19 protein-coding genes are annotated in these 20,755 nt (G+C 71.7%); 11 read left to right on the top strand and 8 right to left on the bottom strand.

The window, feature by feature from the left end:
• Nucleotides 1-87: 87 nt before the first annotated feature.
• Nucleotides 88-1,911 (bottom strand): phosphoenolpyruvate carboxykinase (GTP), encoded by a 1,824-nt coding sequence (locus tag M8J74_RS00705; RefSeq protein ID WP_249834510.1) that lies wholly within the window; start codon nt 1,909-1,911, stop codon nt 88-90.
• A 364-nt stretch (nt 1,912-2,275) separates the two neighbouring features.
• Here M8J74_RS00705 and trhA point away from each other — a divergent pair, with 364 nt between their 5' ends.
• From trhA to M8J74_RS00685, 4 genes are all read left to right on the top strand, one after another.
• Complete coding sequence (gene trhA / locus M8J74_RS00700; RefSeq protein WP_058923526.1) at nt 2,276-3,022, top strand: PAQR family membrane homeostasis protein TrhA; 747 nt, start codon at nt 2,276-2,278, stop codon at nt 3,020-3,022.
• A 99-nt stretch (nt 3,023-3,121) separates the two neighbouring features.
• A complete protein-coding gene (locus M8J74_RS00695) occupies nt 3,122-4,669 on the top strand; it encodes an MFS transporter (RefSeq protein ID WP_249834509.1) in 1,548 nt (515 codons plus the stop codon).
• A 5-nt stretch (nt 4,670-4,674) separates the two neighbouring features.
• Nucleotides 4,675-5,307: a TetR/AcrR family transcriptional regulator gene (locus M8J74_RS00690; RefSeq protein WP_443744574.1), complete on the top strand. Its 633-nt coding sequence runs from the start codon at nt 4,675-4,677 to the stop codon at nt 5,305-5,307.
• Nucleotides 5,308-5,340: 33 nt separating this feature from the next.
• Entirely contained in the window at nt 5,341-6,057 is a 717-nt protein-coding gene (locus tag M8J74_RS00685) for a Mut7-C RNAse domain-containing protein (protein ID WP_249834507.1), read from the top strand.
• A gap of 6 nt (nt 6,058-6,063) precedes the next feature.
• Here the strand turns inward: M8J74_RS00685 and M8J74_RS00680 are convergent, their stop codons facing one another.
• A complete protein-coding gene (locus M8J74_RS00680; RefSeq protein ID WP_249834506.1) occupies nt 6,064-8,094 on the bottom strand; it encodes a thioredoxin domain-containing protein in 2,031 nt (676 codons plus the stop codon).
• 225 nt (nt 8,095-8,319) lie between these two features.
• Here M8J74_RS00680 and M8J74_RS00675 point away from each other — a divergent pair, with 225 nt between their 5' ends.
• Together M8J74_RS00675 and M8J74_RS00670 are read left to right on the top strand one after the other, a co-directional pair.
• The gene (locus tag M8J74_RS00675) at nt 8,320-8,715 is read left to right on the top strand and encodes a hypothetical protein (protein ID WP_249834505.1); all 396 of its coding nucleotides are present in this window, start codon (nt 8,320-8,322) and stop codon (nt 8,713-8,715) included.
• Between the two features lie 97 nt (nt 8,716-8,812).
• On the top strand, nt 8,813-12,016 hold the full coding sequence (locus tag M8J74_RS00670; RefSeq protein WP_249834504.1) for a tetratricopeptide repeat protein: 3,204 nt from the start codon (nt 8,813-8,815) through the stop codon (nt 12,014-12,016).
• 29 nt (nt 12,017-12,045) lie between these two features.
• Here the strand turns inward: M8J74_RS00670 and M8J74_RS00665 are convergent, their stop codons facing one another.
• A complete protein-coding gene (locus tag M8J74_RS00665; RefSeq protein WP_058923533.1) occupies nt 12,046-12,291 on the bottom strand; it encodes a hypothetical protein in 246 nt (81 codons plus the stop codon).
• A complete protein-coding gene (gene mca / locus M8J74_RS00660) occupies nt 12,284-13,165 on the bottom strand; it encodes a mycothiol conjugate amidase Mca (RefSeq protein WP_249834503.1) in 882 nt (293 codons plus the stop codon). The genes M8J74_RS00665 and mca overlap by 8 nt, the downstream gene beginning before the upstream one ends.
• Before the next feature lie 183 nt (nt 13,166-13,348).
• Here mca and M8J74_RS00655 point away from each other — a divergent pair, with 183 nt between their 5' ends.
• Nucleotides 13,349-13,747 (top strand): DUF4307 domain-containing protein, encoded by a 399-nt coding sequence (locus tag M8J74_RS00655; protein WP_249834502.1) that lies wholly within the window; start codon nt 13,349-13,351, stop codon nt 13,745-13,747.
• A 167-nt stretch (nt 13,748-13,914) separates the two neighbouring features.
• Nucleotides 13,915-14,415, top strand: a complete 501-nt coding sequence (greA, locus tag M8J74_RS00650) for a transcription elongation factor GreA (RefSeq protein ID WP_058923536.1) — start codon at nt 13,915-13,917, stop codon at nt 14,413-14,415.
• A gap of 148 nt (nt 14,416-14,563) precedes the next feature.
• On the opposite strand, the gene M8J74_RS00645 is transcribed toward greA, so the two are convergent.
• The 3 genes from M8J74_RS00645 to ilvA form a co-directional block, all read right to left on the bottom strand.
• Nucleotides 14,564-15,421, bottom strand: coding sequence for an ABC transporter permease (locus M8J74_RS00645; protein WP_058923537.1), 858 nt, complete (start codon nt 15,419-15,421; stop codon nt 14,564-14,566).
• On the bottom strand, nt 15,418-16,434 hold the full coding sequence (locus M8J74_RS00640) for an ATP-binding cassette domain-containing protein (protein WP_249834501.1): 1,017 nt from the start codon (nt 16,432-16,434) through the stop codon (nt 15,418-15,420). Before M8J74_RS00640 ends, M8J74_RS00645 begins: the two co-directional genes overlap by 4 nt.
• 206 nt (nt 16,435-16,640) lie before the next feature.
• Entirely contained in the window at nt 16,641-17,870 is a 1,230-nt protein-coding gene (ilvA, locus tag M8J74_RS00635; RefSeq protein WP_249834500.1) for a threonine ammonia-lyase, read from the bottom strand.
• Nucleotides 17,871-18,033: 163 nt separating this feature from the next.
• On the opposite strand from ilvA, the gene M8J74_RS00630 reads away from it, so the two are divergent.
• From M8J74_RS00630 to M8J74_RS00620, 3 genes are all read left to right on the top strand, one after another.
• Complete coding sequence (locus tag M8J74_RS00630) at nt 18,034-18,540, top strand: MarR family winged helix-turn-helix transcriptional regulator (protein ID WP_249834616.1); 507 nt, start codon at nt 18,034-18,036, stop codon at nt 18,538-18,540.
• A 199-nt stretch (nt 18,541-18,739) separates the two neighbouring features.
• Nucleotides 18,740-19,243 (top strand): sigma factor-like helix-turn-helix DNA-binding protein, encoded by a 504-nt coding sequence (locus M8J74_RS00625; RefSeq protein WP_249834499.1) that lies wholly within the window; start codon nt 18,740-18,742, stop codon nt 19,241-19,243.
• A gap of 67 nt (nt 19,244-19,310) precedes the next feature.
• Nucleotides 19,311-19,559 carry a hypothetical protein gene (locus M8J74_RS00620; RefSeq protein ID WP_058923541.1) on the top strand — a complete coding sequence of 83 codons (249 nt, stop codon included), beginning with the start codon at nt 19,311-19,313 and terminating at the stop codon, nt 19,557-19,559.
• A gap of 8 nt (nt 19,560-19,567) precedes the next feature.
• Here M8J74_RS00620 and M8J74_RS00615 read toward each other — a convergent pair whose 3' ends face one another.
• On the bottom strand, nt 19,568-20,722 hold the full coding sequence (locus tag M8J74_RS00615) for a cystathionine gamma-synthase (protein WP_249834498.1): 1,155 nt from the start codon (nt 20,720-20,722) through the stop codon (nt 19,568-19,570).
• Nucleotides 20,723-20,755 lie beyond the last annotated feature (33 nt).

The raw sequence follows: 20,755 nt of genomic DNA, 5'->3' as shown, positions 1-20,755 counted from the left end.
CGACTCTCACCGCGGCCGGCCGTGACGATCACTGGTCAGGGCACATCCCAGCCGGCCGCGGAGTCTTTCCGGGAGCGGAGCGGACAGTCACCCGAGGCGCTGCACCAGCGCCCGGTACTCGTCCCACAGCTCCTTCGGCGTGTGGTCGCCGAACGTGTTGAGGTGCTCGGGAACCAGCGAGGCCTCCTCCCGCCACACGTCCTTGTCGACGGTGAGCAGGAAGTCCAGGTCGGACTCGGACAGTTCGAGGCCCTTGGTGTCGAGGGCGCCCTTGGCCGGCAGGACGCCGATCGGCGTCTCCACACCCTCGGCCTTGCCGTCCAGCCGCTCCACGATCCACTTCAGGACGCGGCTGTTCTCGCCGAAGCCCGGCCAGACGAACTTGCCTGCGTCGTTCTTGCGGAACCAGTTGACGTAGTAGATCTTCGGCAGCTTGGACTGGTCCTTGCCCTTGGCCACGTCGATCCAGTGACCCATGTAGTCGCCCATGTTGTAGCCGCAGAAGGGCAGCATGGCGAACGGGTCGCGGCGCAGCTCACCGACCTTGCCCTCGGCGGCCGCGGTCTTCTCGGAGGCGACGTTGGCGCCGAGGAAGACGCCGTGGTTCCAGTCGAAGGACTCCGTGACCAGCGGCACCGCGGAGGCGCGACGGCCGCCGAAGAGGATCGCCGAGATCGGCACGCCCTTGGGGTCCTCCCACTCCGGCGCGATGATCGGGCACTGCGAGGCGGGCACGGTGAAGCGGGCGTTGGGGTGGGCGGCCGGGGTGTCGGACTCCGGCGTCCAGTCGTTGCCCTTCCAGTCCGTGAGGTGGGCCGGAGTCTCCTCCGTCATGCCCTCCCACCAGATGTCGTTGTCGTCGGTGAGGGCGACGTTGGTGAAGACCGAGTTGCCCCACAGCGTCTTCATCGCGTTGGCGTTGGTGTGCTCACCGGTGCCGGGCGCGACGCCGAAGAAGCCGGCCTCGGGGTTGATGGCGTAGAGCCGGCCGTCCTCGCCGAACCGCATCCAGGCGATGTCGTCGCCGATCGTCTCGACCGTCCAGCCGGAGATCGTGGGCTCCAGCATGGCGAGGTTGGTCTTGCCGCAGGCCGACGGGAAGGCCGCCGCCACGTACTTGGACTCGCCGGTCGGCGGGGTGAGCTTGAGGATCAGCATGTGCTCGGCCAGCCAGCCCTCGTCCCGCGCCATCACGGAGGCGATGCGCAGGGCGTAGCACTTCTTGCCGAGCAGGGCGTTGCCGCCGTATCCGGAGCCGTAGGACCAGATCTCGCGGCTCTCGGGGAAGTGCGAGATGTACTTGGTGGAGTTGCACGGCCACGGCACGTCGGCCTCGCCCTCGGCCAGCGGGGCGCCCAGGGTGTGCACGGCCTTGACGAAGAAGCCGTCGGAGCCGAGCTCGTCGAGGACCGGCTGTCCCATGCGGGTCATGGTGCGCATGGAGACCGCGACGTAGGCGGAGTCGGTGATCTCGACGCCGATCGCGGAGAGGTCCGAGCCGAGCGGGCCCATGCAGAACGGGACGACGTACATCGTCCGGCCCCTCATCGAGCCGCGGAAGATGCCCTTCTCGCCCTGGAAGATCTCCCGCATCTCCGCGGGCGCCTTCCAGTGGTTGGTCGGGCCCGCGTCCTTCTCCTGCTCGGAGCAGATGAAGGTCCGGTCCTCGACCCGGGCGACGTCGCTCGGGTCGGAGGCGGCGTAGTAGGAGTTCGGGCGCTTGATCGGGTCGAGCTTCTTGAAGGTGCCCTTCGCGACGAGCTCCTCGCACAGGCGCTCGTACTCGGCCTCGGATCCGTCGCACCAGACCACGTTGTCCGGCTGGGTCAGTTCCGCGATCTCGTTGACCCACGAGATCAGTTCCTGGTGGTTGGTGGGGATCACGGTGGGAGCCGCGATGTCGCGCGCCACGATTGCTCCTAAATGAGGGATTTGTGATTGTGGAGGCCCCGTGGGGGCTGCGACCCGGATGCTGCATGACTGGATCTTCAGCGCTCATCCGGTGCCGACCGCACTCATTTGATGATCCGAGGCGAGTGCCCATATGTCCAGAGGCCCTCACAAGTGAGCGGAGTGGGGATCGTCACGCACAACCGTGTTTCCACGCGTGATTTTGCGTGCACGTTGAGTTCACCTGAAGGTTCTTTTGCCGGACGCCCGCACGCCCACCGGCCATGGGCCGCGCGCCCACCGGGCATGAGAGGATGGCCACTCTTCGTCGCTTGTCGGCCCGCTCTGATCCCTAACTTACGGTTCCGTAGGTACGATGCAGGGCATGACTGCGCCCGTCCCCGACGCCGCCAAGAACACGCCGGCCGCCGGCCGCCGGCCAGAGGCGAGCTCGATTCCGCACCAGATCAAGCAGCACGCCCAGCAGATCACCGAACCCCTCAAGCCGAAGCTGCGCGGCTGGCTGCACCTCGGCATGTTCCCGGCCGCCCTGATCGCCGGCCTGGTGCTCACCGCCCTCGCCGACTCACCCCGCGGCCGCATCGCCTGCGGCATCTACGCCCTGACGGCCTGCCTGCTGTTCGGCGTGAGCGCCCTGTACCACCGCGGCAACTGGAGCCCGCGCATGGACGGCATCCTGCGCAGACTCGATCACGCCAACATCTTCCTGATCATCGCGGGCACCTACACCCCCCTGACGATGCTGCTCCTCGACGGGGCGAAGGGGCAGTGGCTGCTGTGGGGCATCTGGGGCGCGGCGCTCGCGGGCATCGCCTTCCGGGTGTTCTGGGTGGGCGCCCCGCGCTGGCTCTACACCCCCTGCTACATCGCGATGGGCTGGGCCGCCGTCTTCTTCCTGCCCGACTTCATGCGCACCGGCGGCATCGCGGTCCTGGTCCTCGTGATCGTGGGCGGCCTGCTCTACAGCGCCGGCGGCGTCATCTACGGCATCAAGCGGCCGAACCCCTCGCCGCGCTGGTTCGGCTTCCACGAGGTGTTCCACTCCCTGACGCTCGCGGCGTTCGTCGTCCACTACGTCGGCATCTCGCTGGTGGCCTACACGCACACATAGCCCCTCACGACCCCACAGGGCCACGGCTTCCCGCCGTGGCCCTTTTTGCATGCCGATTCCGATTGACAGTAACCCTATTTTGAGAGCTACTCTCATTTCATGGTTACTGTCACTCCGGATCCACGGCGCTGGTGGGCCCTCGCGGCCCTGGTCGCGAGCATGCTCACGCTCGGCTTCGACATGACGATCCTCAACGTCGCGCTGCCGACCATGGCCGCCGACCTCGGCGCCACCACCGGCCAGCAGCAGTGGATGGCCGACTCCTACATCGTGGTCTTCGCCGCCCTGATGCTCCCCGCGGGCCTGCTCGGCGACCGCTTCGGCCGCCGGCGCATGCTGATCGCCGGCCTCGGGATCTTCCTCGCCGGTTCGCTCGTGGGCGCCCTGGCCGGGGACGTGAACTGGGTCGTCGCCGCCCGGGCGGTGATGGGCGTCGGCGCGGCACTCGTCACCCCGCTCGCGCTGTCCGTCCTGCCCTCGCTGTTCGGCGCGGACGAGCGCACCAAGGCCGTCGGCATCATCTCGACCGCCTCCGCGCTCGGCCTGCCGCTCGGCCCGATCATCGGCGGCTGGCTGCTGAACCACTACTGGTGGGGCTCGGTCTTCCTGATCAACGTCCCGATGGCCGCGATCGGCATCGCCGCCTGCGTCTTCCTGCTGCCCGAGACCAGCGACCCGGCCTCCCCGAAGGTCGACACCGTCTCCACGGCGTGCACCGCGCTCGGCCTCGGCGCCCTCGTCTACGCGATCATCGAGGCGCCCGACCGCGGCTGGGGCGACCCCCTGGTCATCGCCCTGTTCGCCGCGTCCGCCGCCCTGCTCACCGCGCTGGTGCTGCGCGAGCGCCGGTCCGCGCGTCCCATGCTCGACATGACGCTGCTCGGCCACCGCGGCTTCCTGCTCAACACCGTCGCCGCGACCCTGGTGATGTTCGTCCTGTCCGGCCTGCTGTTCGTCCTGCCGCAGTACCTCCAGGCCGTGCGCGGCAACGACGCCCTGGGCACCGGCATCCGGCTGCTGCCGATGATCGGCGGTCTGACGGTCGCCGCGAAGGGGGCGCCGGCCGCCGCCCAGCGGTTCGGCGCGCGGGCCACGGTCAGCGCGGGCCTGGTGGTGCTGGCGTTCGCCGCGTTCCTCGGCAGCCGTACGACCGTCCACTCCGGCTACGGCTTCACCGCGCTGTGGCTGTCGGTCACCGGCCTCGGCTTCGGCTTCGCGCTGGTCCCGGCCATGTCCGGGGCGCTCGCCACGCTGCCCAGGGACCGGGCCGGCAGCGGCTCGGGCCTGCTGATGACCCTGCGTCAGGTCGGCGGCGCCATCGGCATCGCCCTGCTCGGCAGCCTGCTCGCCGGCGCCTTCCGCGACCGGCTGGACGTCGCCGGGCTGCCCGCCGGGGCCGCGGACACCGCCCGCGACTCCGTCGTCGCGGCCCACATCGTCGCCGTCAGGGCGCACTCGCCCCGGCTCGCCGCGTCCGCGGACGGCGCCTACGTGCACGGAATGGGCCTGGTGCTGCTGGTGTGCGGCGCCGCCGCCCTCGTGTCGGCGCTGCTGGCCGCCGCGTTCCTGCCGAACGCACCCGTCGCCGCCAAGGCACCGCAGGACGCCCCGCCGATGGCCGGCGCCGTGGCGGATGCCGGACAATGACGTCCATGACGGCCGCACGCTCCCCCCTCTCCCCCGCCGACCGCCCCCCGCTCGGCCTGCGCGAACGCAAGAAGATCAAGACCCGTGAGGCGATCCGCGCCGCGACCTACGCGCTGATCGGGGAGCAGGGGTACGACGCCACGACGATCGAGCAGATCGCCGAGCGCGCCGAGGTGTCGCCGTCGACCGTCTTCCGGTACTTCCCCACCAAGGAGGACATCGTCCTCACGGACGAGTACGACCCGCTGATGCTGGAGGAGCTGCGCGCGCGGCCCGCGGACGAGGCGTGGATGGACTCCGTGCGGTACGTGATGCACCGGGCCATGGACATGATGACGCGGGAGGACCCCGAGGTGGTGCGCACCCGGGCGCACCTGTCGGCGCAGGTCCCCGCAGTCCGGGCCCGGATGATCGAGTCCATGTCGGAGACCGGACGTCTGCTGCGCCGGGCCATCGCGGAGCGCTCCGGTCTGCCCGCCGACTCCCTGGAGGTCCGCGTCTCCGCGATGTCCCTGGTCGGCGGGCTGATGGAGGCCAACATGTGCTGGGCGGAGAACGGCTTCCGGGACGACCTGCGCGACCTCGTGGACCGCGCGCTGGACGTCCTGGAACACGGCCTCCCCACGGAAAACCGCTGAGCCCGCCCTTCCCGCCCGTGACATCCTGACCGGGTGAACGGTCCCGAGATCCACGTCGAGTTCGCTCCCGAACTGGCCCTGTTCGTCCAGCGCCGGCCGCACCGGACCCTCGTCACCGACGGCGTGTCCTCCCTGGGACACGCCGTCGAGTCGGCCGGCGTCCCGCTCACCGAGGTCGGCACGCTGCGGGTCGACGGCCGGGAGGTCCCGGCGTCCTACGTGCCCGCCGCCGGCGACCGCGTGCAGGTGGGGACCGTCGAACGCCCCCAGCGGGTGCCCGGGGCTCCCCTGCGCTTCCTCCTCGACGTCCACCTCGGCACCCTCGCCCGCCGGCTGCGCCTGCTCGGCGTGGACACGGCCTACGAGTCGACGGACATCGGCGACCCGGCGCTCGCCGCCCTCTCGGCCGCCGAGAAGCGGGTCATGCTCAGCCGCGACCGGGGCCTGCTGCGCCGCCGCGAACTGTGGTCCGGCGCCTACGTCTACAGCACCAGCCCCGAAGCCCAACTCCGCGACGTCCTGGAACGGTTCCGGCCCGCGCTGCGGCCCTGGACCCGCTGCACCGCGTGCAACGGACTGCTGAAGGAGGCCACCAAGGAGGAGGTCGCGGACCAGTTGCGCGGCGGCACACAGCGCTCGTACGACGTCTTCGCCCAGTGCCGGGACTGCGGCCGCGCGTACTGGAAGGGCGCGCACCACGAACAGCTGGTGGCCATCGTGGAACGCGCCCTGGCGGAGTTCGCGAGCTAGCCGCGCTCAGCCGTTCAGGGCCGTGCGCAGTCGCTCCGGGTCGGTGGTCGGGGCGTCGCAGGTGAAGTTGCGGCAGACGTACGCCGTCGGCCTGCCGTCGCTCAGAGGCCGGTCGGCGAGCAGGGGGAACTCGTCGCTGTCCGGGGTCCCCACGGCCACGACCGCGCCGGGGGCGGTGCCCAGAAGCGCCGTACGGTGCAGGGTCCTCGTGCCGTCGTCGTCGAGGCCCGGACCGGCGATCGCGACCTCCCGCGGCCCGTCGAGCAGCGCCTCGGCGACCGCGAGCCCCCAGCCGATGAACCGCGGCACCCGCGGACCCAGCGCCTTGACGACCCCCAACGCCCGTTCCGCGGCGGTGCGATGGGGCTCGGAACCGGTGTGGGCGGCATAGCCGAGCAGGGCGCCCGCGGCGGCCGTCCAGCCGGACGGCACGGCGTTGTCGGTCGGGTCCTGCGGCCGGCGGATCAACCGCTCGGCGTCGGCGGCGGTGTCGTAGAGCGCGCCCGACTCGGCGTCGGCGAAGCGGGCCAGGACGTGGTCGAGCAGGAACCCGGCGAACTCCAGCCAGACGCCCTCGCCGGTGACGGACGCCAGCGCCAGGAAGCCCTCGGCGACGTCGGCGTAGTCCTCCAGCACGCCCGCGTTGGCGCCGGCCCGGCCGTCCTTGCTGGTGCGGGAGAGGCGGGCGTGCTCGTCGAGGTGCAGCCGGACGAGGAGGTCGGCCGCCGTGACGGCCGCGTCGACGAGGTCGGGGCGGTCGAAGTAGGCGCCGGTCTCGGCGAGGGCGGCGATCGCCAGGCCGTTCCAGGCGGCGACGACCTTGTCGTCCCGGCCGGGAGCGGGCCGCTCGGCGCGCGCGGCGAGCAGGCGCTCGCGCACGGAGGCGATCCTCTCGGCGTCGACCAGGCCGTCGCTCTGCGGCAGTTGCAGCACCGACTGACCGTGCTCGAAGGTGCCCTCCTCGGTCACGCCGAAGTACTGGGCGGCGAGTTCGGCGTCGTCGTCCCCGAGGACGTCGCGCAGCTGCCGGGGCGTCCACACGTAGTACGCGCCCTCGACGTGCTTCCCGGTGCCGTCGTCGCTGTCGGCGTCCAGCGCGGAGGCGAACCCGCCCTGCTCGGTGCGCAGTTCGCGCACCATGAAGTCGGCCGTCTCCAGCGCCACGCGCCGGGCGAGCTCGGAGCCCGTGGCCCGCCACAGGTGCGCGTAGACGCGGCACAGCAGCGCGTTGTCGTAGAGCATCTTCTCGAAGTGCGGCACGATCCAGTCGCGGTCGACGGAGTAGCGGGCGAAACCGCCGCCGAGCTGGTCGTAGATCCCGCCGCGGGCCATGCGCTCGCAGGTGTCGGCGGCCATCTGCAGGGCGCCCTCGGCGCCGGTGCGGGCATGGTGGCGCAGCAGGAACTCGACCACCATGGACGGCGGGAACTTGGGGGCGCCGCCGAAGCCGCCGCGCTGCGCGTCGTACTCGCGGGTGAGCCCGAGCAGGGCCTGCGCGAGCTCCTCCTCGCCGGGGGCGTCGGGGCCGCCGTAGGAGATCTCGCGGCCGGCGAGGTCCCGCACGATCTTCCCGGCGACCTCCGCGACCTCCTCGCGCCGGTCGGCCCAGGCGCCGCGCACGCCCTCCAGGACCTGCCGGAAGGAGGGCATGCCGTGGCGGGGGGCGGGCGGGAAGTAGGTGCCGAAGTAGAACGGTTCGGCGTCCGGGGTGAGGAAGACGGTCATGGGCCAGCCGCCCTGGCCGGTGGCCGCCTGGACGGCCTCCATGTAGACGGCGTCGACGTCGGGGCGCTCCTCGCGGTCGACCTTGACGCTGACGAAGTGCTCGTTGAGGAAGTCGGCGGTGGCCCGGTCCTCGAAGGACTCGTGGGCCATCACGTGGCACCAGTGGCAGCTGGAGTAACCGACGCTCAGCAGAACGGGCTTGTTCGCCTTGCGGGCCTCCTCGAAGGCCTCGGCCGACCAGGGCCACCAGTCGACGGGGTTGTCGGCGTGCTGGAGCAGGTACGGGGACGTCTCATGGGCCAGTCGGTTCACTCCTCCACTCTCCCACGGGCTCGGCCACGGCGTGGAAACGCATGTCGACCGGGCGCGCCCCCTCGGGAGCGGTCTCGCGCGGGTGGCCGTAGCGGTCCAGCAGGGCGCGGTACTCGCGCAGGAACGCGAGGAGTTCGTCCTTGGTGAGCCAGGTGCCGTGGCGCTGCGTGGAGAAGCAGTCGTACGAGAAGCAGCTCGCGGGGGGGGACCCTGCTCCTGCTGGGCGTGGCGGTCGGCGTGGTGGCCGTGGCGGTGAAGCGGTGGACGCTGGTCTTCCTGAGCGCGGCCGCCGTCCTGCTGGTGCCGTGGGCGGTGGTGCCGGGCCTGACCCTGCCGGCCGACACCGAGGTCCGGCACCGGTCGCCGGCCTGGATCGGCCTGGACGGGCTGATGGCCGCGGGCTGCGCGGCGACGTCCCTGCTGGGCCTGCGCCGGCACCCCGCCGCCCGGCTCACGGCCTCGGCCGCGGCGGGCGTCGCCGTCCTGGACGCCTGGTTCGACATCACCACCGCGCAGGCGGGCTCCGGCCTCGCCCAGGCCCTGGCCTGCGCGGTGGGCGAGGCGGCGCCGGCATGCGTCTGCGTGTACCTGGCGGTGACGGACCGCCGCTCCCGCACCTGAGGGGCCGTCATCCGCGGTGATCGCGGCCCTCTGTCGCTCGCGCCCCCGGCGAAGGACACTCATAGGCACAGGAGTTGGCGCCGGAGGGGGAAGCGACATGCGGGACGGCCATCGGGCGGAGGCCGAGCGGCTGTTGGCTCGGGCCGTGGAGGAGGAGGTACGGCGCTCCGGCGGCCGCACCGACGGGGGCGTCCTGCTGTCGCGGGCGCGCGGAGCCCTCGACGCGATGGCGGAGACGGCCGCCGAGGAGTACGCGGCGTACACCCGCGCGCTGGACGAGGCGGACGCCGGACGGCTCACCTTCGCCCAGCGGTACGCGCGCGAAGGGGCCGGAACTCCCCTGCTGGTGGCGGCCGTCGCCGCGATCGCGGCCGCCGTCGCCGACCTCGCCTTCGGCACCGGCGCCGGCACGGCGGTCGGGGCGGGCGCGACCGTCGGGGTCGTGGCCGCCGCGACGACGGTCGTCAAGGTCGCCGGCTCCCATCTGCCCGACGCACACCACCACGCCGGTGCCGCCCACCAGCCGGGCGGCGCCGAGCAGCTGCGCCTGCAGTGGCTGACGGCACTGGAGGTGCGCGGCATCCGCCCCTTCCTCGACCAGCAGCGGGTGCTGGCCGCTTCCACGGGGCCGAAGCAGAGCGGCCCGCGGCTGAAGGGCGCGGACAAGAGCGCCGCGGCCCGCGGGCGGACCGTGCTGCAGCAGTCGTTCGGCCAGCTCCCCTCCCCCGAGGGCACGTTCGCCGGCCGGCGGCAGGAGATGGCCCGGATCCGGCAGTGGGTGCAGGCCTCCCGGGCCAGCACGGAGACCCGCCCGACGGTCGTCGTGCTGCACGGCGCCCCCGGCAGCGGCCGCACGGCCCTCGCCGTGCGCGCCGCCCACGACCTCAAGGACCACTTCCGCGGCGCCTGCGTCGTCGACCTGCGCGGCGGCAGCCCGGAGGAGACCCCGCTGTCCACCCGGGACGCCCTGCTCCACCTCCTCAACCGCCTCGGCGCACCCCGCGAACAACTGCTGTTCCGCGAGCGGTCCTCCGCCGACCAGCAGGTCAAGCGACTGAGCGAGCTGTACCACCAGCACCTCAAGGGGCTTCCCGTCACGATCGTCCTGGACGACGCCTCCGACCCCGAGCAGGTCCGCGCGCTGGTCCCCGAACGCTCCGACAGCCTGGTCCTGGTCACCACCCGCGAGCCCCTCACCCTGCCCTCCGGCCTCCAGGCGTGGGTGCACGAGCTGCCGGTCGAGGCCCTCGACGCGGCGGGCGCCGAGGAACTCCTGGACGCCGCGGCCCAGGAGCGGACCGAGCCCTACGACGCCCAGTCCGCCGAGCGCATCCGGGAGTTGTGCGGCGGCCTGCCGCTGGCCCTGCGCATCGCCGGCTCGTCACTGGGCCCGCGCTCCCCGCGCCGGCTGGCCACGGACCTCGGCGCGTACGGCCCGGTCGAGCCCACCGAGCGCGCCCTGTGGCTGCGCTACACCGACCAGTCCGACACGGGCCGCCGGCTGCTGCGCCGCCTCGCCCTGGCCGGCCGGGCCTCCCTCGGCGCCGCGGCCGCAGCCGCCCTCCTCGCCACCGACGAGACCGAGGCCGGCCGCCAACTGGCCGCGCTGTCCCGCGCGGGCCTGATCGACCACGTCCGCGGCAGCCGCTACCGCCTGCACGACCTGGTGCGGGCCTTCGCCCAGGCCCGGCTGCTCGACGAGGAGGAGCCGGCCGAGCGCACGGCGGCGCAGGAACGGCTGATCGTCAACTACGCCGAGCTCGCGGACTCCGTGCTGCGCCTGGTCGACGGCAACATGTCGACCCGCTCGGACCGCTTCGGCCCGCACGGCTTCACCTCGCTGGAGGAGGCGCTGCGCTGGCTGGACGACGAGTCGAGCTTCATCACCTCCACCCTGCGGCACGCGGAGGGCGTGAACCAGGCGGCGGTCCTCAATCTGCTCGGCGCCCTGTGCGACTACTGCCTGCTGCGCGGCGACCTGTACCGCCTGGGCGAGATCAGCGAGCTGGCGCAGGCCGTCGACCAGGGCCTGCTGGTCCGCTCGGTGCAGTGGCGCACGGGCATCGCGGCCCGTCAGCTCGGCGAACTGGACAAGGCGCGCACCACCCTGTCGTCCGTCGTCGACCTCTACCTGGAGGCGCATCACGACGCGGGCGCCGCCCGCGCCCTGTGCTCCCTCGGCATCACCCTCCACCACCAGGGCCACCTGACCGAGGCGGCGGCCAAGCTCCGCGAGGCCCTGGACCTGCAGTCCGCGCCCGAACTGGCCACGGACCGCGCCTGGACGATGCACGCCCTGGCGGCGGTGGAGCGCGACCGCGGCCGCGTCGCCGAGGCCCTGGACCTGCTCACCCGCTCCCTGGTCGGGCACCGCGAGGGCGAGTCGGTGCACGGCGAGGCCTGGGCGCACTTCCAGCTGGGCCAGCTGAGCCTGCGCATGGGCGACGTCCCGCGCGCGGAGTCGGAGCTGCGCGCGGCCCTCGACCGCTACGGCCGCACCCGCGACGCCCGCGGCGAGGCCTGGGCCCTGACCCAGCTCGCCCGCGCCCGCCTGGTCGCCGGCGACCCTTCGCCGGCCGTGGACGGCCTGCGCCAGGCGGCTGCCCGCCACCGCGAGAACGAGGACGCGCGCGGCGAGGCCTGGACGGTCTACTACCTGGGCCAGGCGCTGGAGGAGACGGGCAACCTCGACCTGGCCGTGCGCGAGCTGGAACGCTCCCGCACGATGTTCTCCCGGATGCGGGACGTCTACGGCCTGGCCTGCGCCCGCCACCACTCGGCGCGCGTCACCCGCGACCAGCGGGCCGCGCAGACCGGCTCGCTGCGCAACTCCGGCTTCGCCAGACAGCTCCTGGTCGACGCCCGTGCCGACTTCCAGCGCATCGGCGTCGCCCACGGCGAGGCCTGGACCTGCCTGGAACTGGCGGTCGTCGACGCGGGCAACGCCCGTACGCCCCAGGCACTGGCCCTGTGCGACGAGGCCATCGACCTGTTCGCGTCCTACGGCGACCTGCGCGGCGAGGACTGGGCCCGCTTCCTGCGCTGCACCCTGCTGCCCTACGGCGCTGCCGGCGGCGTCGAGATCGGCACCGCGGTCGCCCAGGAGGAGCTCGCCCAGCTCTCCCGCGCGAGCCACCCTCTGCGGGACGAGAAGCTGGGCGACTGCATCGAGGCCTACCGGCTCCTGCTGGAGCGGGGCGTCGATCTGGACACGGGCTGGCAGGCCTGGCGCCTGGGCATGGTGCCCGGCCGGCACGCGCGGGAGGTGATGGGCGTGCCGGTGGCCGTGCGGCAGGACTGACGTCCGTCAGCCCCGCCACCGTCGGCGGGTCAGGCCGCGGAGCCCTTGCCGGACGCCTTGGTGGAGGCCTTCTCCTCGGAGTCCGCGGGCTCCTCGAACTTCACCTTGCCCATGTGCTTGCTCATGGACTTCATCAGCCCCCACACCGCCAGGGCCATCACCGCGAAGACGATGAAACCGAGGACGCCGGGGGTGACCTTGTTCTCGTCCACCTCCTTGGCGAGGGGGACGAGGTGCGTCACTGCCAGGCTCACGCTTGCGCTCATGTCAGGCATTGTCGCGGATGCCCGCGAAGAGGTCGTCCTCGGGGAGGGAGGTGTCCACGAGCGACTTCGCCAGCTCGTACTCCTCCGTCGGCCAGACCTCCTTCTGGATCTCCATCGGGACCTTGAACCAGCCGCCGTCGGGGTCGATCTGCGTGGCGTGCGCGATCAGGGCCTTGTCGCGGATCTCGAAGAAGTCGGCGCACGGGACGTGCGTGGTCAGCGTGCGCTCGACCCGCTCGAACTCCTTCCAGCGCTTGAGCCAGTCCCCGTACGGCGACTCCAGGCCGCGCTCCAGCAGCGCGTTGTGCAGCGCCTCGGTGCGCGGGCGGTTGAAGCCCTGGTTGTAGTACAGCTTCTGCGGCTGGTACGCCGGGCCGAACTCGGCCTCCGGGTACTTCTCGGTGTCCGCCGCGCCCTCGAACGCCACCATCGAGATCTTGTGGGTCATGATGTGGTCGGGGTGCGGGTAGCCGCCGTTCTCGTCGTAGGTGGTGATCACCTGCGGCCGGAAGGAGCGGATCTGCTTGACCAGCTCGCCCGCCGCCTTGTCGACGTCCTCCAGGGCGAAGCAGCCCTCGGGCAGCGGCGGCAGCGGGTCGCCCTCCGGCAGGCCGGAGTCGACGAAGCCGAGCCACTCCTGCTTGACGCCGAGGATCTCGCGGGCCTCGTCCATCTCCTTCTTGCGTACCTCGTGGATGTGCTCCTCGATGTACTTGTCGCCCTGCAGCTTCGGATTGAGGATGGAACCGCGCTCCCCACCGGTGCAGGTCACGACCAGCACGTCCACTCCCTCGGACACGTACTTCGCCATGGTGGCCGCGCCCTTGCTCGACTCGTCGTCGGGGTGGGCGTGCACGGCCATCAGTCGCAGCTGGTCAGTCAAGACTCAATCCTCGTAAAGTCGGCGCCCCGGTGTCTTCGGGGGCAATTCAACAGGTGCCGTCCCGTAGGGACGTCGTTGAGGGGCGGTGGTCGGGCGGCGGGCGGGAGGCTTCTATAGTGACCGAATCGGGGGGCGAATAATTCCGGGGTCCGGCTCAGGGAGCCCCGCACCGAGAGGACGATCATGAGCACGGCGCGCACTCAGCTGCCCGAGGGCCGCTACGGCCGCTCCTCGGACGCGCGTGCCGACCACAAGCTCAAGATCGCCGGTGCCGTCCTCGGGACCCTGCTGCTCGTCCTGGTCGGCTACTTCGCCTACCACTACGTCGGCCAGAACAAGATCAGCGGCGAAGTGATCACGTTCGAGCCGCACAAGAGCTCCGTCTCGGTGCACCTGGAGGTCCGCAAGGACGCCGGCGCCTCCGGCTACTGCACGGTCCGCTCCCAGGCCGCGGACGGCTCCGAGGTGGGCCGGGCCGACTTCCGGTTCGACGGCAGCGCCACCCGGATCGACAAGGTCGTCACGCTCCGTACGACGGCTCCGGGCACCACGGCCGAGCTGCTGGGCTGTCACGCCGACTGACATCACCCGGATGCATTGCGGCTGACCTGCGTCGACGTAATTCTGATGGCTTATGTCCTCCCTCTTCGGCCACTGAATTGTTAGGCTCGTGGTTTCGCCCTTCCGTGAAGGAACATTCTTCTGGGTAGGGCGATGCTTTGTATTCCCAGTACCTACGAGGAGCACCTGTGACCCAGACCAGCGAGAACGTCACCTGGCTGACCCAGGAGGCGTACAACCAGCTCAAGGCCGAGCTGGAGTACCTGTCTGGTCCCGCGCGCACGGAGATCGCCGCCAAGATCGCGGCCGCGCGCGAGGAGGGCGACCTGCGTGAGAACGGCGGGTACCACGCGGCCAAGGAAGAGCAGGGCAAGCAGGAGCTCCGTGTGCGCCAGCTGACCCAGCTCCTGGAGAACGCCAAGGTCGGCGAGGCCCCGGAGTCGGCGGACGGCGCCGTGGCACCCGGCATGGTCGTGACCATCGCCTTCGACGGCGACGAGGACGACACGATGACGTTCCTGCTCGCCTCGCGCGAGTACGCGAGCGCCGACGTCGAGACCTACTCGCCGCAGTCCCCGCTCGGCTCCGGCGTCATCGGCCACAAGGTCGGAGAGGACGCGGAGTACGAACTGCCGAACGGCAAGAAGGCCTCCGTGAAGATCCTCAAGGCCGAGCCCTACAACGGCTAACCCGACGGTCATCGGGCCGCTCCCGCGGCCACCCTGCCCTCGACCCGCCCCCGGCGTCCTCATGGCGCCGGGGGCGTGGTCGTGTCCGCTCCGCGCGGCGGTCGGTCGCCGCGCGGGGCGGGCGGGCCGCTCAGGCCGCGCGGGCCGCTCAGGCCGTCGCCGAGCGGTACTTGCGTACCGCGAGGGTCCGGAAGACGACGATGATCAGGGCGGAGTAGATCAGCGAGGCCCACACCGGGTGCTGCATCGGCCAGGCTCCGGACTGCGACTGGCCGGGGTTGGCGAACAGCACCCGGCAGGCCTGCACGGTGGCGCTGAAGGGGTTCCACTCGGCGATGTGGCGCAGCCACGGGGTCATGTGGCTGGTGTCCACGAAGGCGTTGGAGATGAACGTCACCGGGAACAGCCAGATCAGTCCGCTGGAGGTGGCGGCCTCGGGGGTGCGTACCGACATGCCGATCAGGGCGCCGATCCAGGTGAACGCGTAGCCGAGCAGGAGCAGCAGGCCGAAGGCAGCGAGGACCTTGGCGGCGTTCGTGGGGCCGTTCGACCCGACCCGCCAGCCGACCAGGAGCGCGACCACCGCGAGGACGACGAGGGTCAGCGCCGTCTGGACGAGGTCGGCGAGCGTGCGCCCGGTCAGCACCGCGCCGCGCGCCATGGGCAGGGAGCGGAAGCGGTCGATGAGCCCCTTGTGCATGTCGTCGGCGATGCCGGCGCCGGAGCTGGCGGTGGCGAACGTGACGGTCTGCGCGAAGATGCCGGCCATCAGGAAGTTCTTGTAGTCGGTGGCGCTGGTGCTGCCGCCGATCTGCATCGAGCCGCCGAAGACGTAGGTGAACAGCACCACGAACATGATGGGCTGGATGAGCCCGTAGATGATCATCTCGGGGATGCGGGACATGCGGATCAGGTTCCGCTTGGCGACGACCATGGAGTCCCGGACGGACTGGCTGACGGGGTTCCCGGTCGGCGCGACCCTGAGGGCGTCGGTCACGGCGCTCACTTGGTGGCCTCCTTCTTCTGCTTGCGGTCCTTGGCGGGGGCGTCCGCCGTCGCGCCGTTCTCCTCCGGTTTCTCCTCGGCCACATGGCCGGTCAGGGAGAGGAAGACGTCGTCGAGGGTCGGGCGGCGCAGGCCGATGTCGTCCATCTCGATCCCGCGGACGTCCAGTTCCCGGATGATCTCGGCCAGCAGCTTGGCGCCGCCGGTGACGGAGACGGTGAGCTTGCGGGTGTGCTCCTCGACGGTGACGTCGCCCTTGCCGAAGCCGCCGAGGACCTCGCGGGCGGTGGGGATGTGCTCGCGCTCGTGCACCACGACCTCGACGCGCTCGCCGCCGGTGCGGGCCTTGAGCTGGTCGGAGGTGCCGCGGGCGATGACGCGGCCGTGGTCGACGACCGCGATGTCGTGGGCGAGGTGGTCGGCCTCTTCCAGGTACTGCGTGGTCAGCAGCAGGGTCGTACCGCCGGAGACGAGCTGTTTGATGACCTCCCACAGCATCTGGCGGTTGCGGGGGTCGAGGCCGGTCGTCGGTTCGTCCATGAACATCACGGGCGGGGAGACGACCAGGGCGGCGGCGAGGTCGAGCCGGCGGCGCATGCCGCCCGAGTACGTCTTGGCGGTGCGGTCGGCGGCGTCCGTGAGGTCGAACTGGGCCAGCAGCTCGTCGGCCCGGGCCTTCGCGGCCTTGGCCTTCATCTGGTAGAGCTGCCCGACCATCTGCAGGTTCTCCCGGCCGGTCAGGTACTCGTCGACGGCGGCGAACTGGCCGGACAGGCCGATCGAGCGGCGCACCTCGTTCGGGTGCTTGAGCACGTCGAGGCCCGCGACGACGGCCCTGCCGCTATCCGGTTGCAGCAGGGTGGTCAGACAGCGGACAGTGGTGGTCTTGCCCGCGCCGTTCGGCCCGAGCAGGCCCAGGACGGTGCCCTCGGGGACATCGAGGTCGACGCCGTCCAGAGCCCTTACGTCACCGAAGGTCTTCACCAGGCCTTCGGCATAGATGGCGCCTGGCATATGAGTCTCCACGTCGTCGGGGATTCTTCGAAAAAAGCCTGGATTTGTGTGCTTTGCTCCGCCCGACGGGTGCCGGACGGCGAAAGAGCGGCCACGAGACACACCATAACGCGATGTATCGCGTGTCTCAACGGATTTTCCCGAACGGGTGACGAAGGGCTTCTGAACTGGGGTTTTCCGGTGCTGCGGTGCGAAATCCCGGCGCGTCAGTCGATGACCGTGTAGCCCGCCTCGCGCAGGGCGCGGCCGACCTCGGCGCAGTGCTCCGGCCCCTTCGTCTCCAGGTGCAGCTCCACCTCCGCCTCCGTGAGCCCGAGCCGTGGGTCGGTCCGAATGTGGCTCACATCGAGGACGTTAGCGTCGACCACTGACAACACCCCGAGAATCGTCGCGAGCGCCCCCGGCCGGTCCGTCAGCCGCAGCCGTACGGCCAGGTAGCGGCCCTGCGCGGCCATGCCGTGCCGCAGCACGCGCTGCAGCAGCACCGGGTCGACGTTGCCGCCGGACAGCACCGCCACGACCGGTCCCTCGAAGGCGCGCGGATCGCTCAGCAGCGCCGCGACCGGGCTCGCACCGGCCGGCTCGACGACCATCTTGGCCCGCTCCAGGCACAGCAGCAGCGCGGCGGCCAGCTCGTCCTCGGTGACCGTGCGGACCTCGTCGACCAGTTCCTCGATGATCCCGAACGGCACGTCACCGGGCCGCCCGACCCTGATGCCGTCGGCCATCGTCGCCGGATGCCCGATCGACACCGGGTGCCCGGCCGCGAGCGAGGGCGGGTACGCCGCCGCGCCCTCCGCCTGCACACCGACGATCCGCACGTCCGGCCGCAGGCTCTTCACGGCGACCGCGACACCCGCCGCCAGCCCGCCGCCGCCGATGCCGACGACGATCGTCCGCACCTCCGGGCACTGCTCCAGGATCTCCAGGCCGAGCGTGCCCTGCCCCGCGATGATGTCGGGATGGTCGAAGGGGTGGATGAACACCGCGCCCGTCTCGGCCGCGTACGCCTGGGCGGCCGCCAGCGTCTCGTCCACCACCTGCCCGTGCAGGCGCACCTCGGCGCCGTACTCGCGCGTCGCGCTGATCTTGGGCAGCGGGGCGCCCTTCGGCATGAACACCGTCGCCCGCACGCCGAGCAGCGACGACGCCAGGGCCACGCCCTGCGCGTGGTTGCCGGCGCTCGCCGCGACGACCCCGGCGGCCCGCTCCTCCGGCAGCAGCCCGGCGATACGGACGTACGCGCCGCGCAGCTTGAACGAGCCCGTCCGCTGGAGGTTCTCGCACTTCAGGTGCACCGGGGCGCCGACCAGCTGGGACAGGTGCCTGCTGCCCTCCATCGCCGTCATCCGCGCCACGCCCGTGAGCATCTTCTGGGCGCCGCGTACGTCGTCCAGGGTGACGGACCGCAAGGAGTCAGCCGTGCTGTAGCTCATGACTCAAGCATCGCAGTTCACAGGCGCGCGCGACCGGTGTGACCAACGTCCGAGACTGGTTTGCGCAGCGCCGGTACGGCCCGCCTCCCGGCCGCGTACTCTGTCCCCCATTCACAGACCACCTTCATGAAGCGAGCCTCCGGCCATGCCCACAACACCTGGAATGTCGATGGACATGACGACCGTCGGTGACACCGGTCTCCTCGACACGCTGCAGCACGAGGTGGCGGTCTTCGCCCGCCGTGCCGAACAGACCCGGCTCGGCGGGGTCGGGCAGGTGCGCAACTCCATGGACCGCGCCGCATACCTGCTGCTCAACCGCCTCGACAACGAGGGCCCCATGGGCGTCAAGGCGCTCGCGGCCAGCATGGGCATCGACTCCTCGACGGTCACCCGGCAGGTGGCTCCGCTCGTCGACACCGGTCTGGTCAAGCGCACCTCCCACCCCGAGGACGGGCGCGCGGTGGTGCTCCAGCTGTCCCCACGCGGGCAGTCACGGCTGGAGGAAGTGCGCTCCTCGAGGCGTCAGTTGATGGCCGAGCTGACACACGACTGGGCGCCGGAGGAGCGCGAGGCGTTCTGCACGCTCCTCACGCGCTTCAACACCGCCCTCTCCGCCCGGATGACCGTGCAGGGGGTACCGGCTCCGGAGGCTTCGCAGCCGTCGTAGGCGCCGCGGGCGACGCGGCGGCGGGCCGTGCCTCCCGCACACTCGCACGGCCCCTCTCGCACGCATGGGTGGCGCGCGGCTCTTGACCGAAAGGCCGCCCCTGGCCTCATATGAGATCGGGCCCCCGTCGCACACGGTTCCGCATGCCGTACGCGGCCGGGTCCCGGTCCCACAGGGGCGCGTCAGGGTGGGAGGCGCGGTGCGACAACGGCAGGTGTCCCAAGGTGCCCGCCGGGCCCGGGAGTTCGAGGCGTTCGTCGCGGGCGCGGCAGGGCGGCTGCTGCACGCCGCGACGCTGCTCACGGCGGAGCTGCCGGAGGACAACCCGCGGGCGCGGCGGCTGCTGACACACGCCCTCGCGCACACGTACGCGTGCTGGGACCGGCTGCGCGGGGAGGACCCGTACGACCGCGCCCGGCAGTATCTCGCCACCCGCTTCGCGCGTGCCGCGTGGCACCAGTACGGCGGTTTCGGCCGGAGTCGCCCACACCCCGACAGCGCCCTGGCCGGGCTGGCGCCGCAGGAACGCCTGATCCTGGTTCTCAGGCTGTACGAGGGGGTCGCCGAGGAGCAGACGGCGGCGCTGCTCGGTCTCCCCGTCGACCGCGTGCGCTCCATCTGCGACCGCGCGACGACATCCCTGCTGCACCCGGCACCCGGCAGGCCCGCACCGGTCATCAGCGCGAAGGTGGCGCCGTCATGAGGCGCGGGCGCTCGGGCGTGACGGCCCGTTTCAGGAGCCTGCGGGCGCGCATTCGGGGAGGCGCGGCGTGAATCGGCCCGAGCGTGAGGCCACCGTGCGCCGGCTCATGGAGCGGGAACCGCCGCCCGTGCCGCCCGAGCTGTACGCCGACGTCATGCGGCGCGGCGCCCGGATGCTGCGCCGCAGGAGGATCGTCCGGCGTCTGATGTGGCTGCTGCTGTGCGCCGCCACGGTCGCGTTCGTGGTGTGGGCGCTGACGGCCCGCCCGTGGGTGGAGCCGCCCTCGCAGACGACTCCCCCGTACACGGGCTGGTGAGCGGGCGGTCAGCCGAGCGCCTGCTGCAGGTCCTCCAGGAGGTCGTCGACGTTCTCGATGCCGACCGAGAGCCGCACGAGATCGCCGGGCACCTCCAGGAGCGAGCCGGCCGTGGACGCGTGCGTCATCCGCCCCGGGTGCTCGATCAGCGACTCGACGCCGCCCAGGGACTCGCCGAGCGTGAAGATCTTGGCGCGGTTGCAGACCTCGACGGCCGCCTCCTCCCCGCCCTCGACCTGGAACGACACCATGCCGCCGAAGGCCCGCATCTGCTTGGCGGCGACCTCGTGACCGGGGTGGTCCTCCAGGCCCGGGTAGAGCACACGCGTCACGCGCGCGTGCCGGGTGAGCATCTCGGCGACCTTGGTGGCGTTCTCGCTGTGCCGGTCCATGCGCACCGACAGCGTCTTGGTGCCGCGCAGCACCAGCCAGGAGTCGAAGGGCCCGGCGACCGCGCCCATCGCGTTCTGGTGGTAGGCGAGCTCCTCGCCGAGCGTCTCGTCGGAGACGACCAGGGCGCCGCCGACCACGTCCGAGTGGCCGCCCATGTACTTGGTCAGGGAGTGCACGACGACGTCCGCGCCGAGCGACAGCGGCTGCTGCAGGTACGGCGTGGCGAAGGTGTTGTCCACGACGAGCCTCGCACCCGCGTCCCGGGCGACCTGGGCGACGGCGGCGATGTCGGTGATGCCGAGCAGCGGGTTGGAGGGGGTCTCCACCCACACGGCCTTGGTCTTCGGGGTGATGGCGGCCCGCACGGCGGACGGGTCGCTGGTGTCGGCCACCGACCACTCCACGCCCCACCGGGAGACGACCTTGGCGAAGAGACGGAACGTGCCGCCGTAGGCGTCGTTGGGGATGACCACGTGGTCGCCGGGGCTGAGCAGCGTACGCAACAGGCAGTCCTCGGCCGCCAGTCCGGACGCGAACGCGAGACCGCGGCGGCCGCCCTCGAGGGCCGCCAGGTTCTCCTCCAGAGCGGTCCTGGTGGGGTTGGCGCTGCGGCTGTACTCGTAGCCGCCGCGCAGACCGCCGACGCCGTCCTGCTTGTAGGTCGAGACCTGGTAGATCGGCGGGACGACGGCGCCGGTGAGGGGATCGGCGGTGTTGCCCGCGTGGATCGCGAGGGTCTCGAAGTGCTGACTGATATGCCTGTCGCTCATGGGGACCGAGCGTAGTGCGCTCGCGGGACGGGC

The organism is Streptomyces panaciradicis, from assembly GCF_023516615.1.
Lineage (GTDB): Bacteria > Actinomycetota > Actinomycetes > Streptomycetales > Streptomycetaceae > Streptomyces > Streptomyces panaciradicis.
The sequence above is the reverse complement of the archived record's forward strand: the minus strand, read 5'-3'. Positions and strand labels throughout refer to the sequence as shown.

Coding starts and splice junctions, on each gene's coding strand:
- trhA (WP_058923526.1), top strand. CDS start 2,276: ATGACTGCGCCCGTCCCCGACGCCGCCAAGAACACGCCGGCCGCCGGC.
- M8J74_RS00695 (WP_249834509.1), top strand. CDS start 3,122: ATGGTTACTGTCACTCCGGATCCACGGCGCTGGTGGGCCCTCGCGGCC.
- M8J74_RS00690 (WP_443744574.1), top strand. CDS start 4,675: ATGACGGCCGCACGCTCCCCCCTCTCCCCCGCCGACCGCCCCCCGCTC.
- M8J74_RS00670 (WP_249834504.1), top strand. CDS start 8,813: ATGCGGGACGGCCATCGGGCGGAGGCCGAGCGGCTGTTGGCTCGGGCC.
- M8J74_RS00665 (WP_058923533.1), bottom strand. CDS start 12,291: ATGCCTGACATGAGCGCAAGCGTGAGCCTGGCAGTGACGCACCTCGTC.
- M8J74_RS00655 (WP_249834502.1), top strand. CDS start 13,349: ATGAGCACGGCGCGCACTCAGCTGCCCGAGGGCCGCTACGGCCGCTCC.
- M8J74_RS00640 (WP_249834501.1), bottom strand. CDS start 16,434: ATGCCAGGCGCCATCTATGCCGAAGGCCTGGTGAAGACCTTCGGTGAC.
- ilvA (WP_249834500.1), bottom strand. CDS start 17,870: ATGAGCTACAGCACGGCTGACTCCTTGCGGTCCGTCACCCTGGACGAC.
- M8J74_RS00630 (WP_249834616.1), top strand. CDS start 18,034: ATGTCGATGGACATGACGACCGTCGGTGACACCGGTCTCCTCGACACG.
- M8J74_RS00615 (WP_249834498.1), bottom strand. CDS start 20,722: ATGAGCGACAGGCATATCAGTCAGCACTTCGAGACCCTCGCGATCCAC.